Below are 15,214 nucleotides of genomic sequence, written 5' to 3' on the forward strand. Positions count from 1 at the left end.
GCTGTCGTCAAACATAGCGGTTCACCACGCTTTCGAGATATTCCTGCCGGCCGGACCGCGGCTGCGGATCGAGGCCGGTGTTGACGGCGCGGTCGGCGAGCTCGGCGAGCGAGCGGCGGCCGGCGAGGATCGCCTGCCCCTCGTCGCCGTCCCAGCCGGCGTAGCGCCGCGCCAGCGGCGCGGTCAGCGCGCTGTCGGTCAGCATCTCGTCGGCGGCGATCAGCGCCCGCGCGCAGGCATCCATCGAGCCGACATGGGCGTGCAGCAGGTCATCCGGATCGATCGACTGCCGGCGGATCTTGGCGTCGAAATTCAGCCCGCCCGTGGTGAAGCCGCCGCCCTTGAGCATGTCGTGGAACACCAGCGCCAGCTCCGGCACGTTCATCGCGAACTGGTCGGTGTCCCAGCCGAGCAGATCGTCGCCGCGGTTGATGTCGAGGGAGCCGAACACGCCGAGCGCCTGCGCCAGCGCGATCTCGTGCTGGAACGAATGGCCGGCGAGGATGGCGTGGTTCTGCTCGATGTTGAGCTTGACGTCGTTCAAAAGGTCATAACGCTGCAGGAAGCCGTAGCAGGTGGCGACGTCGAAATCATACTGATGCTTGGTCGGCTCCTTCGGCTTCGGCTCGATCAGCAGCGGGCCCTTGAAGCCGATCTTGTGCTTGTGCTCGACGACCAGCGCGACGAAACGGCCGAGCTGATCGAGCTCGCGCTTCATGTCGGTGTTGAGCAGCGTCTCGTAGCCCTCGCGGCCGCCCCACAGCACGTAGTTGGCGCCGCCGAGACGATGCGTCACCTCGAGTGCGGCACGCACCTGTCCCGCCGCGTAGGTGAACACGTCCGGATCCGGATTGGTCGCGGCGCCCGCCATGTAGCGGCGATGTGAGAACAGGTTGGCGGTGCCCCACAGCAGCCGCACCTTGGCAGACGCCATCTTCTGCTCGAACAGGTCGGCGATGGCGTTGAGATTGGCGACCGACTCCTTCAGCGTCGCGCCTTCCGGCGCGGCGTCGACGTCGTGGAAGGTGAAGAACGGCACGTCGAGCAGCCGGAACAATTCGAACGCCACGTCGGCCTTGGCCCGCGCCATCGCCATCGCGTCGTCGCCATGCTGCCACGGCCGCAGGAAGGTCTCGCCGCCGAACGGATCGCTGCCCGGCCAGCAGAACGAATGCCAGTAGCAGACCGCGAAGCGCAGATGATCCTCCATCCGCTTGCCGCGGATGACGCGATCCTTGTCGTACCAGCGGAACGACAGCGGGCTGCGTGACTCGGGCCCGCCATAGCTGACGGTCGCGCCGGTCTGGAAGAAGGGGGCCTGGACGTTCACGACGTTACTCCTTGAGAGCAGGAAAGAGCTTGCGCCATTGCGCGTAGGCGGCGTCATATGCCGCGCGCTGCGGCGCGCGGGGTTCGAAACTCTGCAGCCGCTGCGGCTTGCGGCAGACATCGGCCGGTGCTGCGCCGGTCGCGGCAAGACGGCCGAGCCGCGCGGCGCCGATGGCGGCGCCGACCTCGCCCTCCTCGACCCGGTGCACGGTGACGCCAAGCACGTCGGCCATGATCTGCGCCCACAACAAAGAGCGCGAGCCGCCGCCGACGAGATCGAGCTCTGTGATCGGCTGCGCGCTGCGCGCGAGCGCGGCGAACATGTCGCGTGAGGCAAACGCCACGCCCTCCAGCACCGCCTGCACGAGATCACCGCGGCCGGCTGCGCTGCGCAGGCCAACCAAGGCGCCGGCGGCATGGGCATCGTTGTGCGGCGTGCGCTCGCCGTCGAGATAAGGCAGGAACTGCACCGGGCTCGGACGTTCGACGCTGATACCGAGCGGCGCCAGCAGCGCGGCTTCCGGCGTCTCGAGAAGGCGGGCCAGCCACGCCAGCGAGGCCGCGGCCGACAGCATCACGCCCATCTGATGCCAGAGACCGCCGAGCGCATGGCAGAACGCATGCACGGCCGCTTCCGGCGCTGGCGCGAAGCGGTCGGTCACCCGGAACAGCACGCCTGATGTGCCGAGCGACAGGAAGGCATCGCCGGGCGTGATGGCGCCGAGCCCGATTGCGCTCGCCGCGTTGTCGCCGGCGCCGCCCGCGATCACGACGTCAGCGCCCATGCCCCAGCGCCGCGCCAGCTCGGGCGACAACACGGCACTGCGCTCATTGCCCTCGACGAGGCGCGGCATGTGATCGAGACCGAGCCCGGTCGCCGCCAGCAGTTTCTCCGACCAGCGCCGCGCGCCGACATCGAGCCACAGGGTGCCCGCCGCATCCGACATGTCCTCGACCATCTCGCCGGACAGCCGATAGCGCACATAGGCCTTCGGCAGCAGCACCTTCGCGACCTCGGCAAATATCTTCGGCTCGTGCTTCGCCACCCAGACGAGCTTCGGCGCGGTGAAGCCGGGCATCGCGAGGTTGCCGGCGATGGCGTGCAGTTCGGGACAGCGGCGTTCGAGCTCGGCGCATTCGGCCTGCGAGCGGCCGTCATTCCAAAGGATCGCCGGCCGCAGCGGCCGACCGGTGCGGTTCAGCAAGGTCGCGCCGTGCATCTGGCCGGACAGGCCGATGCCGCTGACGGCAGCGGTCTCGCGCGGACGCTCCCGCGCGAGATCATCGACCGCGCCGATGACGGCCTCGACCCAGTGATCCGGATTCTGCTCGGACCACAGCGGCTGCGGATGCGACAGCGCCAGCGGCCGCGCGGCGCTCGCGATCAGCGCGCCCGTCTCGTCCTCCAGCACGGCCTTCACGCCGGATGTGCCGACATCCAGTCCGAGAAACACGTCTCCACTCCTCCCACCGACCGCAAGGCGCTTCGGCGATCTGCCGTCGCCTCGAAACCAGCACCTCGGTCTCTTCTCATTCCGTGCTCAGGCCGACCGCGTCATCGCGGCCATCCGCTCACGGCAGATTGTCCCGCATCACGATGTCGATGCGGATCGTCTCCTGTTCGCTCAGGATCGGCTCGCCGCGCGCCAGCGCCAGGAGCACGCGCACCGCGGAGCGCGCCTCGTGTCCCGGGTTCTGCGAAATCGCCGCGTCCATCACGCCGTTCAACAGCAGCTTGCGCGTCAGTGCCGTCACGTCGTGGCCGACGAACACGATGTTGTCGGCGCGCCCCGACTCGGTCAGCGCCTTGGCGACGCCGGCCGTGCCAGCGCCGACATTGTAGAGCCCGACGATGTCGCGATGCTCGGTCAGCAGCTTGCGCATGAGGTGCTCTGAGCGATCGTCCACGTCATGCCCCTCAGCGACCGGCAAAACCTCAAGTTGCCGAAACTCCGCCGCCAGGACCTGGCCGAAGCCGAAGATGCGCTCGGCATGATCGCGCAGGCTTTGCGAGCCGGCCATGATCGCGACCCGCCCCGCCCTGCCACCGGCGAAGCGTCCGACCAGCGCGCCCGCGGTGCGGCCGGCGGCGATGTTGTCGATGCCGACATAATGATGCCGTCGCGACGACGGCACGTCCGACACCAGCGTCACCACCTTGGCGCCGGACTCGACGAGATCGTTGATCGCCGCGCGCACGCTCGGATGATCGAGCGCCACCACCGCGACGCCGTCGACCTGACCGACGAGCTGCTCGAGCTTCGCGGCCAGCACGGCCGCATCGAACACGTCCGTCGTGACCACATCGACCGTGAGCCGGCGCGCGGCCATCCAGCTCGTCAGATCGCCGAGATGCGCCTGAATCTGCTGCATGAAGGGATTGGCGCCGGACGGCATCACGAAGGCAAAGCGCCGCGCGCGGGCACGGGCGAGTTCGGAGGCCGCCGCATGCGGCTGGAACGCGCTGCGCTCCATCGCGTCCTTGACGCGTCGCACCGTATCCGGGCGCACGCCCGGCCGGTTGTGCAGCACGCGATCCACAGTGGCGAGGCTCACGCCCGCCTGCCGCGCAATATCCCGCAATGTCAGCGGCGCGTTCATGCTCCTCCCCTTTGGGTTGAGGACCATAGCGCGGTTTTTGAGGTACGCAACTCATTTTTGAGGGCGGGCGGGGAAGCCGACAAACTGAGGCAGCCGGCGCCAATCCCGACAGCGCGTCCCGGATCGTTTGCCCCCTCCATCTCGAGCTGAGCGAAGTTGCACCAGCCGAAGCAGCCGCAGGCGGATGGGCACAAAGCCAATCGCCAGCCTGCCTCAAACCGCTCCCTGGGTATGGGTCCCGGCGTTCGCCGGGACGACAGCGAGGCTACTGATGCGTGGTGCCATCAAGCAGCGCAGGCGAACTGCGTCGCGTTGACCTCGCTCAGAACGGCAGCCCGACATAGTTCTCCGCCAGCGACCGCTGCGCGGCCTCGGACGAGAACAGATAGGCGAGCTCGGTGTCCTGCAGTCTGTCGTCGTAGGACAGCCGGTCGGGGAAACGATGCAAGAGCGTCGTCATCCACCAGGAGAAGCGCTGCGCCTTCCAGATCCGCGCCAGCGCCCGCTGCGAGTAGCCGTCGATGCCGCGATCGTCGCCTTTCTTGTAGTGGTCGAGCAGCGCGTGATAGAGATAATAGATGTCGGACGCAGCCGAGTTCAGCCCGCGCGCGCCGGTCGGCGGCACGATATGGGCGGCGTCGCCGGCCAGGAACAGCCTGCCGTAGCGCATCGGCTCCGCGACGAAGCTGCGCAGCGGCGCGATGCTCTTCTCGATCGACGGTCCGGTGATCAGACGGCCAGCGATCTCCGCCGGCAGCCGGCGCTTCAGCTCCTCCCAGAACGCGTCGTCGCTCCAGTCCTCGACCTTGTCGGTGAGCGGCACCTGGACATAGTACCGGCTCAGCACCTGCGAGCGCAGCGAGCACAGCGCAAAGCCGCGCTCGTGCTTGGCATAGATCAGCTCCGGCGACACCGGCTTGGTGCGCGACAGCACGCCGAGCCAGCCGAACGGGTACACCCGCTCGTATTCCGTCAGCTTGTCGTGCGGGATCGACTTGCGGCTGACGCCATGAAAGCCGTCGGCGCCGATGATGTAGTCGCAGTCGATGCGGACGACCTCCTCGTCCTGACGGTAGGTGACGAAGGGCTTGTCGGAAGCGATGTCGTGCGGCGTCACGTCGGCCGCGTTGTGCACGACCTTGCCGCCGAGCTTGTCGCGGGCCTCGTAGAGATCGCGCGTCAACTCGGTCTGGCCATAGACCATCACCGAGTTGCCGCCGGAGTATTTGTGCAGGTCGACGCGATCGAGCTTGCCGTCATGGGCGATGTAGAAACCGTGATGGATCTCGCCCTCGCGGTCCATGCGCTCGCCGCACTGCGCCTCGCGCATCAGCTCGGCAAAGCCGTGCTCGAGCACGCCGGCACGGATGCGCGACAGCACGTAGTCGCGGCTGGATTTCTCCAGGATGATCGTATCGATGCCCTGCAGATGCAGGAGCTGCGACAGCATCAGGCCCGACGGGCCTCCGCCGATGATGCAGACTTGGACTTTCATGGGCGTGTTCTCCCGGATTCGCAGACGCAGGCTTGTTGGGTATGCTTTTCAGTCGCGGATTTTAGCAAGGAATGCGCAGGGATCACTTGGATGGACGCGGCATTCTCTTGCACTTTTCCGACACCATGCCGCGATGCACAACGAACGCCGCAATGGTATCGGCGGCGCCGATCAGCCTGCCGGCGGCGCCGCGTCGTCTCCGACGCCCATCGCACGGCGATAGTCGCGCGGGCTCGCCCCGGTGTGCCGCTTGAAGAAGCGGCAGAAATAGGCCGGGTCCTTGAAACCGAGCTCGAACGCCAGCTTCGACACCGGCGCCGCAATATAGGTGAGCCGCCGGCACGCCTCGCGCGCGAGCCGCGCATGCACGATGTCGAGCGCGGACTGACCGGTCTCGGCCCGCGTCAACCGATTGAGCCGCTCCGGCGTCATGCCGAGTTCGTCGGCGTAGCGCGCCACCGACCAGTGATCGCGGTGATGCGCCTCGACCAGCACGATGAAGCGGGTGAACAGCGCGGCATGCCCGCTGCCGCGCCGCGCGCCTTGCGACTGCCGCGCGCTCTGCTGCGCCAGCCGCCACACGATCGAGCGACCGAGCCAGTGCGGAACCGGCGAGGCCGCGGAATCGGCGGCGGCGAACTCGTCGGCGAGGTCGACGAACAGCGCGGCGATGCGCCGCGTCGCGACCGCCTGTGCGTCGAGATGCAGGATCTGCGCGGTTGCGAACAAGTCGCGCAACGCCTCGCCGGTCGCCGGCACGTCGCCCTCCACCACCGCCCGCGGATTGAACGTCAGCACATAGCCGTCAGTGTCGCGCGAGAAGCGGAAGGCATGGACGACGCCGGGGGGAATGATCACGGCGACCGGGCCGGCACAGCGCTCGCGGCTTTCGTCCAAGGCGATCTCGGCCGGGCCGGAGCCGACCCAGAGGATCTGGTGCAGGCCCTGATGGGTGTGCGCCTCGATCTCCCAGCGATACAGCTTGCTGCGCACCTGGATCGGCTCGACATGCAGCATGTCCGGCTGCGCGGCCGACGCTTCGCCGTACAGCGCGAACGCGGGGATCGACGGCTTGGTGCGAAAGCGGGGCATGAGCGAGAGCTAACCCTGAATGTCGGAAAAGTACAAGTCTTGGCCGGCTTTCGTGTCTCACGCCGCGGCCACGGCTCGGCTAGATCAATGAAAAGAACAACAACGACCACACTCAATGGAGAGGAGGCCCAACATGTTCGCGTTCGACCCGTATTCGCCTGCGGTCGATGCCGACCCGTTCCCGTTCTACAAGACGCTGCGCGACGAACACCCCTGCTTCTGGAGCCCGCAGGCCCAGGTGTGGATCCTGTCGCGCTATGCCGATGTGGCGGCGGCCGGAACGAACTGGCAGACCTATTCGTCGGCCAAGGGCAACCTGATGACCGAGCTGCCGAACCGTGCCGGCGCGACGCTCGGCACCACCGACCCGCCGCGCCACGACCGGCTGCGCGGCCTCGTCCAGCATGCCTTCATGAAGCGCAATCTGGAGAGCCTGTCAGGCCCGATCCGCGACATCGCGCGCGACTGCGCCGAGGCGCTGCGCGGCCAGGACCGGTTCGACTTCATCGAGGCATTCTCGTCGAAATTCACCGTGCGCGTGCTGTTCGCCGCGCTCGGCCTGCCGCTCGGCGACGAGCAGACGGTGCGCGACAAGGCGGTGCTGATGGTGCAGAGCGATCCGGTGAGCCGCGCCAAGGGACCGCAGCACATCGCAGCCTACAACTGGATGCAGGACTATGCGGCCGGCATCATCGCGGAGCGCCGCGCGCGGCCGCAGAACGACCTGATCTCGCACTTCAGCATGGCCGAGATCGACGGCGACAAGCTCGACGAGCGCGAGGTGCTGCTGACGACGACCACGCTGATCATGGCCGGCATCGAGTCGCTCGGCGGTTTCATGACGATGCTGGCGTATAATCTCGCCGATCACGCGGAGGCGCGCCGGGCCGTCGTCGCCAATCCCGACCTGATGGCGGACGCCGTGGAAGAGTCTCTGCGCTACAACACCTCGGCGCAGCGCTTCCGCCGCTGCCTGCAGAAGGACGTCACCCTGCACGGCCAGACCATGCGCGAGGGCGATTTCGTCTGCCTCGCCTACGGCTCCGCCAACCGCGACGAGCGGCAGTTTCCCAATCCGGATGTCTATGACATCAGGCGCAAGCCACGCGGCCATCTCGGCTTCGGCGGCGGCGTGCACGCCTGTCTGGGATCGGCGATCGCGCGCATGGCGATCAGGATCGCGTTCGACGAGCTGCACAAGGTCGTGCCGGACTATCGCCGCACCCAGGAGCAACTGCCCTGGATGCCGTCTTCGACCTTCCGCAGCCCGATGTATCTCGAGCTGACGGTGCATTAGTCATCGCGAGGACTAATGGCAGGCTCGAGCTCGCGCCTCGCTGACGGTACGCCCCCTCGCCCCGCTTACGCCGGACGAGGGGCACCAACGGGTCTACAAGAGCTCAAACCAGCGCGCCGAGATCCGCTGCGCTGAAGCCCTTCAGGCCCGCTTTGTCGCCGGCCTTGATCTTGGCGACCCATTCGGCATCGCTGATCAGCGCGCGGCCGACCGCAATGAGGTCGAACTCCTCCTTGGCCATGCGCTCCAGCAGCGCATCGAGATCGGCCGTCGTCGACGGCTTGCCGGCGAAGGCCGAGAAGAATTCATCGGACAAGCCGACCGAGCCGACGCTGATGGTCGCGGCGCCCGTGATCTTCTTGGCCCAGCCGGCGAAGTTCAGGCCCTTCTCGCCGTCCACGTCCGGGAATTCCGGCTCCCAGAAACGGCGCTGCGAGCAGTGCAGGATGTCGACGCCGGCCGCGACCAGCGGCTGCAGCCAGTCGGCCATCAGCGCCGGCGTCTCGGCGAGGCGCGCCGCATAGTCCTGCTGCTTCCACTGGCTGACGCGCAGGATGATCGGGAAATCGGGACCCACCGCCTTGCGGATCGCGGCGACGATCTCGCCGGCAAAGCGGGAGCGCTCCTTGATGGTGACGCCGCCATAGCGGTCCTCGCGCTGGTTGGTGCCGGACCAGAAGAACTCGTCGACCAGATAGCCGTGCGCACCATGGATCTCGACGGCGTCGAAGCCCGTGCGCTTGGCGTCGGCCGCGGCTTGCGCGAATGCGGCAACGGTGTCGGCGATGTCGTTCTCGGTCATCGCGTTGCCGCGCGGCTTGCCGGGCGCAACCAGCCCGGATGGGCTCTCGACCGGCGCATCGGGCTCCCAGCGGCTCATGCCCTTGGTCGAGCCGGTGTGCCAGATCTGTGGCGCGATGCGGCCGCCGGCGGTGTGCACGGCGCTCGCCACGTTCTGCCAGCCGGCCAGCGCGGCATCGCCGTGGAAGAAGGGAATATTGGGCTCGTTGCGCGAGGCCGGGCGGTTGACGACAGTGCCCTCGGTGAGGATCAGCCCCACGCCACCTTCGGCGCGGCGGCGGTAATAGGCAGCGTTGGCCTCGCCGGGAACGCCGTTCGGCGCGGCGTTGCGGGTCATCGGCGCCATGACGATGCGGTTCTTCAGCTCCAGCGACTTCAGGCGAAACGGACGAAACAGCACGCTGGTATCGAGGTCGGACATTCAGGGGGCTCCATTGCGTTCGGAACCGCTCCAGTATACTTCGTAAACCTGAAGTCAATCAGGCACCCGAAGTCGCTCAGGTATATCGGAGGAAACTGCTGTCGTGACCGCCGCATCGACATCACAGACCGCCCCGCTCCGCTGCAAGCCGCAGCACTTCTCGTCGGAATGTCCGAGCCGGGTGCTGATCGACCAGATCGCCGACAAATGGTCGATGATGGTGCTGGCCGTGCTGGACTCCGGTCCACTGCGCTTCAACGCGATCAAGAAGCAGCTCGAGGGCGTCACCCAGAAGGCACTGACGCAATGCCTGCGCCGGCTCGAGCGCAACGGCCTCGTCGCCCGCGAGGTGATCGCGGACTCGCCGGTCGCGGTTCAGTACGAGATCACGCCGCTCGGCCGTACCCTGCAGCCCCCGTTCCGCGCGCTCTATGCCTGGACCATCGCCAAGATGCCGGAGGTCGAGCAGGCGCGGCAGGCCTTCGACGAGCGCCGGAGTCGCTAATCCCAGGCGGCCAAAGGCCGCTACTGGAAGGCCACCTCCGCGAAGCTGCGCAGCTTGCGCGAATGCAGCCGCTCCGACTCCTGATGCTTCAAGAGCTCCAGCGCCTTCAGCCCGATCTGGAGATGCTGGCCGACACGCTGGCGATAGAAGTCGCTCGCCATGCCGGCGAGCTTGATCTCGCCATGCAGCGGCTTGTCGGAGACGCAGAGCAAGGTGCCGTAGGGCACGCGGAAACGATAGCCGTTGGCGGCGATTGTGGCCGACTCCATGTCGAGCGCGATGGCGCGCGACTGCGAGAGGCGATGGATCACGGCCGGGCCGGAGATCTCCCAATTGCGGTTGTCGACGCTGGCCACGGTGCCCGTGCGCATCACCCGCTTCAGCTCGAACCCGGAATAGCCGGTGACCGTCTCCACGGCCTCCTCGAGCGCGACCTGCACCTCGGCGAGCGCCGGGATCGGCACCCAGGGTGGCAGCTCCTGGTCGAGCACATGGTCCTCGCGGACATAGCCGTGCGCCAGCACGTAATCGCCGAGCCGCTGCGTATTGCGCAGGCCCGCGCAGTGGCCGACCATCAGCCAGGCATGCGGCCGCAGCACCGCGATGTGGTCGGTGACGTTACGCGCGTTCGACGGACCAGTACCGATGTTGATCAGCGTGATGCCCTGGTGCCCCGGCTCGACGAGATGAAGCGCCGGCATCTGCGGCGTGCGCGCCGGCGCGGAGCCGGTGGTGCCGCCGCCGAGACGGGCATTGCGGGTGATGACGTTGCCCGGCTCGACGAAGGCCTCGGCTGCGCCCTGCCCGGCCGCCAGTTGCTGGCGGCCCCAATCCGCGAAGGCGTCGACATAGAACTGATAGTTCGTGAAGATCACGAAGTTCTGGAAATGGTCCGGGTCGGTGCCCGTATAGTGATAGAGCCGGCGCAGCGAGTAGTCGACGCGCGCGGCGCGAAACAGCGACAGCGGCTCGGGCATGCCGGGCTTCAGTCCGAGCGTGCCGTCGGCGATCGCATCGTCCATGGTCGCGAGATCCGGAGCGTCGAACACGTCGCGCAGCGAGCGCGTCACCAGCGGGCTCTCGTGGTGCGGAAGCGCCGTCTCGATGTTGATGTCGCGGCGGTAGGCGAAATGCACCGGGATCGGCTCGGCCGACTCACCGATCTCGACCGGCACGCCATGATTCTCGATCAACAGACGGATCTGCTCGGTCAGGTACGAGCGGAACAGGTCCGGCCGCGTGACGCTGGTCTCGTGCACGCCGGGCCCCGCGACGAAGCCATAGGCGAGACGCGAGTCGAGCCGGGCGTGACTTGCGGTGGTCAGCCGCACGAAGGGATAGGTCGCGCGGATCCGTGTCGCCGGCACGACGCCGTTGGCATAGGCCTCGAAATGGCCGCGCAGGAAAGCGGTATTGCGCTCGTAGATCTCTTCGAGCCGGGCCACCGCGGCGGCCGCGTCGGTGAAGGTTTCTGTTGCCACGGGTGGCGGAGATTGGACAGTCAATGGCGATCCTTTGTATCCGGCGGACGGTCGTCGAGGCAGACTTGCGCAATCATAGAAATCACCCCTGGCTTTGCCCAGGGGGGCGGGTCACGCGACGACGCCCATGAACTGGACGTTGAGCCATGATGCGCTGCATTGCGACAAGGATTTGTGGCCGAATGTTTCAATTGCCTGTGCGCGTCATTGCTCATAAGACGGTTTCACATTGGCCGGAACAGGTCGATATCTGAAAAGGGAGGTCATCGCGCAGCATGTCGCAAGCGAATGGATTCGGATTGGCTGGCGTCATCGGCATGCCCGTCGCTCATTCCCGCTCGCCCACGATCCACAATTTCTGGCTCAACGCGCACGGCCTGCGCGGCGCCTACGTCCCGCTCGCGGTTCAGCCGGAGCGGCTGAAGGATGCGCTGGCTGGGCTGGTGGCGCTCGGATTCCGCGGCTGCAACGTGACCATGCCGCACAAGCAGACGGCGATGCCGCTGCTGCACCGGGTCAACGACACCGCACGACGCATCGGCGCCGTGAACACGATCGTGGTCGAAGCGGATGGCACGCTGAGCGGCTTCAACAATGACGGCAACGGCTTTGTCCAGAGCCTGCGCGATGCCAGGCCGAACTGGCGCGCCGACGAAGGCCCTGTTCTCTTGCTCGGGGCCGGCGGTGCAGCGCGCGCGGTCGTTGTGGCGCTGCTGGAGAATGGCGCCCGCGACATCCGCATCAGCAACCGCACCACCGAGAAGGCGCAGTCCATCGCAGCCGAATTCGGGACGGCCATCAGCACGGTGGCGTGGGATGATCGTTCGGCGGCAGTCGCCGATGTCGCGCTGCTCATCAACAGCACCGATCGCGGCATGATCGGAAAGCCCGCACTGGAGATCGATCTGGGACGACTGTCCGCGAAGACGCTCGTCGCGGACCTGATCTACACACCGCTCGAAACGCCCTTCCTGGTGGACGCGCGCGGGCGCGGCTGCACGACGGTGAACGGGCTCGGCCTGCTGCTCAACCAGGCCCGCCTCGCCTTCGAGGCCTGGTTCGGGGTTCTGCCCGACGTCACGCCCGAACTGATCAAGGCGATTCAGGCGACGTTCTGAACGTCGGTCAGAGAGGGCTCGACCATGGCACTTCCGGCAGGCCCCAGGATCGATTGCCACATCCACGCCATCGATCCCGCGCGCTTCCCCTACGCGCCGGATACGCCCTATCGTCCGACCGGCCAGGAAATCGCGCCCGCCGCGCATCTCATTCGCGTGCTCGACGTCTTCGACGTCCGGCACGCGCTGATCGTCGCAACCAATTCCGGCTATGGCTCCGACAGCCGCATCCTGCTCGACACACTCAGGCTCGGAGATGGCAGGTTCAAGGGCGTCGCGGTCGTCGAGAAGGACGTCGACATCGGAGAACTGGAGCGGTTGAAGGCCGCAGGCGTCATCGGCGTCGCCTTCAACGTGCCGTTTCATGGCACCGACTATTACCGTGACGCCGCGCCGCTGCTGGACAAGCTGACCGACCTCGATCTGTTTCTGCAGGTCCAGGTCGAGCAGGATCAGTTGCTCGACCTGCTGCCCCTCATCGAGCGGTCGACGGTCCGCCTCGTGTTCGATCACTGCGGCCGGCCTGCCGTGGAGCATGGGCTGCAACGCCCATCCTTCCAGGCCCTGCTCGCGCTCGGCCGCGACCGCGACGCGCATGTGAAGCTGTCCGGCTACTACAAATTCGCGCGCCAGCCCTATCCGTACGCCGACACATGGCCGTTCATCGCCGCGCTGGTCGAGGCCTTCACGCTCGACCGCTGCGTGTGGGGCTCCGATTGGCCGTTCCTGCGCGCGCCCGAACGCCTCGACTACGGGCCGCTGCTGGCCAGCATTACCGAGATCTTTCCGGACCCGGACGATCAGCACCGGCTGCTATGGCGAACGCCGTCGCGACTACTGGGTTTTGCAGAGGCACCCGCAAGTTCATCATCATAAGCAAAAAACAATCGGGAGGACGTCATGAGGCATCTGGGAAGATTGAGCGGCTTGGCGGCCGCCATGTCATTGTGGACGGGTTTGGCCTGGGCAGAGAACACCGTCTACATTCCCGATGTCGTCGAGCTGTCCGGCCCCGGAGCCGTGTCGGGCACGAACTGGCGCGATGGCGTCGCCCTGGCGGTCGACGAGATCAACAATGCCGGAGGCATTCTCGGCCGCAAGATTGCGACCGAGCACCTCGACACCCAGAGCAATCCCGGCGTCTCCCGGGCCCAGGTGCAGAAGGTGCTCGACCGCGAGCCCTATGTAGTGCTGGGGCCGATCTATTCGGGCTCGGTCAAGGTCAACATGGCGCTGACGCAGCAGGCCGAGGTGCCGCAGATCGTCGGCGCCGAGGCCGCCGATATCACGACGCAGGGCAATCCCTGGATCTTCCGCACCGCCTTCGGCCAGCAGTTCAGCATGCCGAAGATCGCCAACTATCTGCATGACCAGCTGAACGTGAAGTCTGTCGCGGTGGTCTGGGTGAACAACGATTTCGGCAAAGGCGGCCGCGACAGCTTCGTCAAGGAGATGAAGGCCCGCGGCATCGAGGTGGTGTCGGACATCTCGACCGAACAGGGCCAGGTCGATTTCGGCTCCGACGTCATCAAGCTGAAGAACGTCAAGGCCGACGCGATCTTCGTCTACACCAACGAGGAAGAAAGCGCGCGTTTCCTGATCGAGGCCAAACGTCAGGGATTGTCGGTGCCGCTGTTTGGAGAGACAACGCTGCTCAGCCAGAAGGTCGTGGAGCTCGCAGGCCCCGCCGCCAACGGCGTGCGCGGCCATGTCGGCCTGAGCGCGGATGCGCCCATTCCTGCCATCCAGGCCTTTGCGAAGAAGTTCAACGAGCGCTACCGCTACTGGCCCGACCATAACGGCATCAAGGGCTATACCGCGGTCTATCTCGTCAAATACGTGACCGAGATGATCGGCAAGTTCGACGGCCACGCTTTCGGCGCCACCATGAAGGGATTGACGCTGACGCCGGACAAGGCGCCGGGCATGCTGATGGAGGCAAGCTGGGACCAGAACGGCGACATCGACCGTGAGAGCTTCCTGGCCGAGATCGTCGACGGCAAGCAGAAGATCGTCGCGACGCTGCCGAAGCTGAAGCCGTCCAAGGCGCCGTAGATCTGCGCCATCGTAGAAGCCCTCCTCACGCGCAACGCGCGCAAGGAGGGAAGAAGTATCAGCCCTTGGCGAGCTGCACGTCGAGATCGTGCAGCACCTGGTAGCAGGGCAGCACCTGGGCCACGGAGGCGTTGGGCTCGCGGCCCTCGCGGATCGCGGCGAAGAACTCGCGGTCCTGCAGTTCGATCCCGTTCATGGAGACGTCGACCTTGGAGACGTCGATCTTCTCTTCCTTGCCGTTCACCAGATCGTCGTAGCGGGCGATATAGGTGCCGGTGTCGCCGATGTAGCGGAAGAAGGTGCCGAGCGGGCCGTCATTGTTGAACGACAGCGACAGCGTGCAGATCGCGCCATTGGCGGCCTTGAGCTGGATCGACATGTCCATGGCGATGCCCAGGGTCGGGTGGATCGGACCCTGGATCGCATTGGCCTTCACGATCGGCGAGCCCGCCTGATAGGCGAACAGGTCGACGGTGTGGGCGGCGTGGTGCCACAGCAGATGGTCGGTCCAGCTGCGCGGCTGGCCCAGCGCGTTCATGTTGGTGCGGCGGAAGAAGTAGGTCTGCACGTCCATCTGCTGGATGTGGAATTCGCCGGCCTTGATCTTCTTGTGCACGAACTGGTGGCTGGGATTGAAGCGGCGGGTGTGGCCACACATCGCGACCAGCTTGGTCTCCTTCTGCAGCTCCACCACCTGCTGCGCGTCCTTCAGCGAGTCGGCGAGCGGAATCTCGACCTGAACATGCTTGCCGGCCTTGAGGCAGTCGATCGCCTGCGCCGCATGCATCTGGGTCGGCGTGCAGAGGATGACGGCATCGACCTCCGGCAGCTTGAGGCTGTCGGCGAGCTCGGTCGAGACGTGCTTGACGCCGTATTTGTCGGCGACTTCCTTGGTCTGGTCGAAGCGGCGGCCGACCAGCGACACCACCTCGACCCCGTCGATGTTCTTGATGCCGTCGAGATGCTTGATGCCGAAGGCGCCGGCGCCGGCGAGCGCGACCTTGATGGTCTTGGCCATA

13 protein-coding genes are annotated in these 15,214 nt (G+C 66.4%); 5 read left to right on the forward strand and 8 right to left on the reverse strand.

Going from position 1 to position 15,214, the window contains the following annotated elements; translation table 11 throughout:
• Positions 1–7: 7 nt before the first annotated feature.
• From xylA to QW861_RS18000, 5 genes are all read right to left on the reverse strand, one after another.
• Entirely contained in the window at positions 8–1,330 is a 1,323-nt protein-coding gene (gene xylA / locus QW861_RS17980; RefSeq protein ID WP_315751981.1) for a xylose isomerase, read from the reverse strand.
• A 4-nt stretch (positions 1,331–1,334) separates the two neighbouring features.
• The gene (xylB, locus tag QW861_RS17985) at positions 1,335–2,783 is read right to left on the reverse strand and encodes a xylulokinase (RefSeq protein WP_315751982.1); all 1,449 of its coding nucleotides are present in this window, start codon (positions 2,781–2,783) and stop codon (positions 1,335–1,337) included.
• A 118-nt stretch (positions 2,784–2,901) separates the two neighbouring features.
• The gene (locus tag QW861_RS17990) at positions 2,902–3,930 is read right to left on the reverse strand and encodes a LacI family DNA-binding transcriptional regulator (RefSeq protein WP_315751983.1); all 1,029 of its coding nucleotides are present in this window, start codon (positions 3,928–3,930) and stop codon (positions 2,902–2,904) included.
• Between the two features lie 322 nt (positions 3,931–4,252).
• Complete coding sequence (pobA, locus tag QW861_RS17995) at positions 4,253–5,425, reverse strand: 4-hydroxybenzoate 3-monooxygenase (protein ID WP_315715643.1); 1,173 nt, start codon at positions 5,423–5,425, stop codon at positions 4,253–4,255.
• A 171-nt stretch (positions 5,426–5,596) separates the two neighbouring features.
• Positions 5,597–6,517 carry a helix-turn-helix domain-containing protein gene (locus tag QW861_RS18000; protein WP_315751984.1) on the reverse strand — a complete coding sequence of 307 codons (921 nt, stop codon included), beginning with the start codon at positions 6,515–6,517 and terminating at the stop codon, positions 5,597–5,599.
• Between the two features lie 133 nt (positions 6,518–6,650).
• Here QW861_RS18000 and QW861_RS18005 point away from each other — a divergent pair, with 133 nt between their 5' ends.
• Positions 6,651–7,814, forward strand: coding sequence for a cytochrome P450 (locus QW861_RS18005; protein WP_315751985.1), 1,164 nt, complete (start codon positions 6,651–6,653; stop codon positions 7,812–7,814).
• A gap of 103 nt (positions 7,815–7,917) precedes the next feature.
• Here the strand turns inward: QW861_RS18005 and QW861_RS18010 are convergent, their stop codons facing one another.
• Entirely contained in the window at positions 7,918–9,036 is a 1,119-nt protein-coding gene (locus QW861_RS18010; RefSeq protein ID WP_315751986.1) for an NADH:flavin oxidoreductase, read from the reverse strand.
• Between the two features lie 181 nt (positions 9,037–9,217).
• Between QW861_RS18010 and QW861_RS18015 the strand changes: the two genes are divergently transcribed.
• Entirely contained in the window at positions 9,218–9,541 is a 324-nt protein-coding gene (locus tag QW861_RS18015) for a winged helix-turn-helix transcriptional regulator (protein WP_409977936.1), read from the forward strand.
• Between the two features lie 20 nt (positions 9,542–9,561).
• Here the strand turns inward: QW861_RS18015 and QW861_RS18020 are convergent, their stop codons facing one another.
• A complete protein-coding gene (locus QW861_RS18020) occupies positions 9,562–11,046 on the reverse strand; it encodes an AMP nucleosidase (RefSeq protein WP_315715638.1) in 1,485 nt (494 codons plus the stop codon).
• Positions 11,047–11,297: 251 nt separating this feature from the next.
• Here QW861_RS18020 and QW861_RS18025 point away from each other — a divergent pair, with 251 nt between their 5' ends.
• Genes QW861_RS18025 through QW861_RS18035 form a run of 3 tightly spaced genes read left to right on the forward strand, consistent with a single transcriptional unit; the run spans position 11,298 to position 14,195 of the window.
• Positions 11,298–12,140, forward strand: coding sequence for a shikimate dehydrogenase (locus QW861_RS18025; RefSeq protein ID WP_315751987.1), 843 nt, complete (start codon positions 11,298–11,300; stop codon positions 12,138–12,140).
• Positions 12,141–12,164: 24 nt separating this feature from the next.
• Positions 12,165–13,016, forward strand: a complete 852-nt coding sequence (locus QW861_RS18030; protein ID WP_316193337.1) for an amidohydrolase family protein — start codon at positions 12,165–12,167, stop codon at positions 13,014–13,016.
• 24 nt (positions 13,017–13,040) lie between these two features.
• Positions 13,041–14,195, forward strand: coding sequence for an ABC transporter substrate-binding protein (locus tag QW861_RS18035; RefSeq protein ID WP_315751988.1), 1,155 nt, complete (start codon positions 13,041–13,043; stop codon positions 14,193–14,195).
• A 58-nt stretch (positions 14,196–14,253) separates the two neighbouring features.
• Here the strand turns inward: QW861_RS18035 and QW861_RS18040 are convergent, their stop codons facing one another.
• A complete protein-coding gene (locus QW861_RS18040) occupies positions 14,254–15,213 on the reverse strand; it encodes a Gfo/Idh/MocA family oxidoreductase (RefSeq protein WP_316193338.1) in 960 nt (319 codons plus the stop codon).
• Position 15,214: the final 1 nt, after the last annotated feature.

The sequence above is a fragment of the Bradyrhizobium sp. SZCCHNRI1029 genome (genome assembly GCF_032487555.1).
Classification (GTDB): Bacteria; Pseudomonadota; Alphaproteobacteria; order Rhizobiales; family Xanthobacteraceae; genus Bradyrhizobium.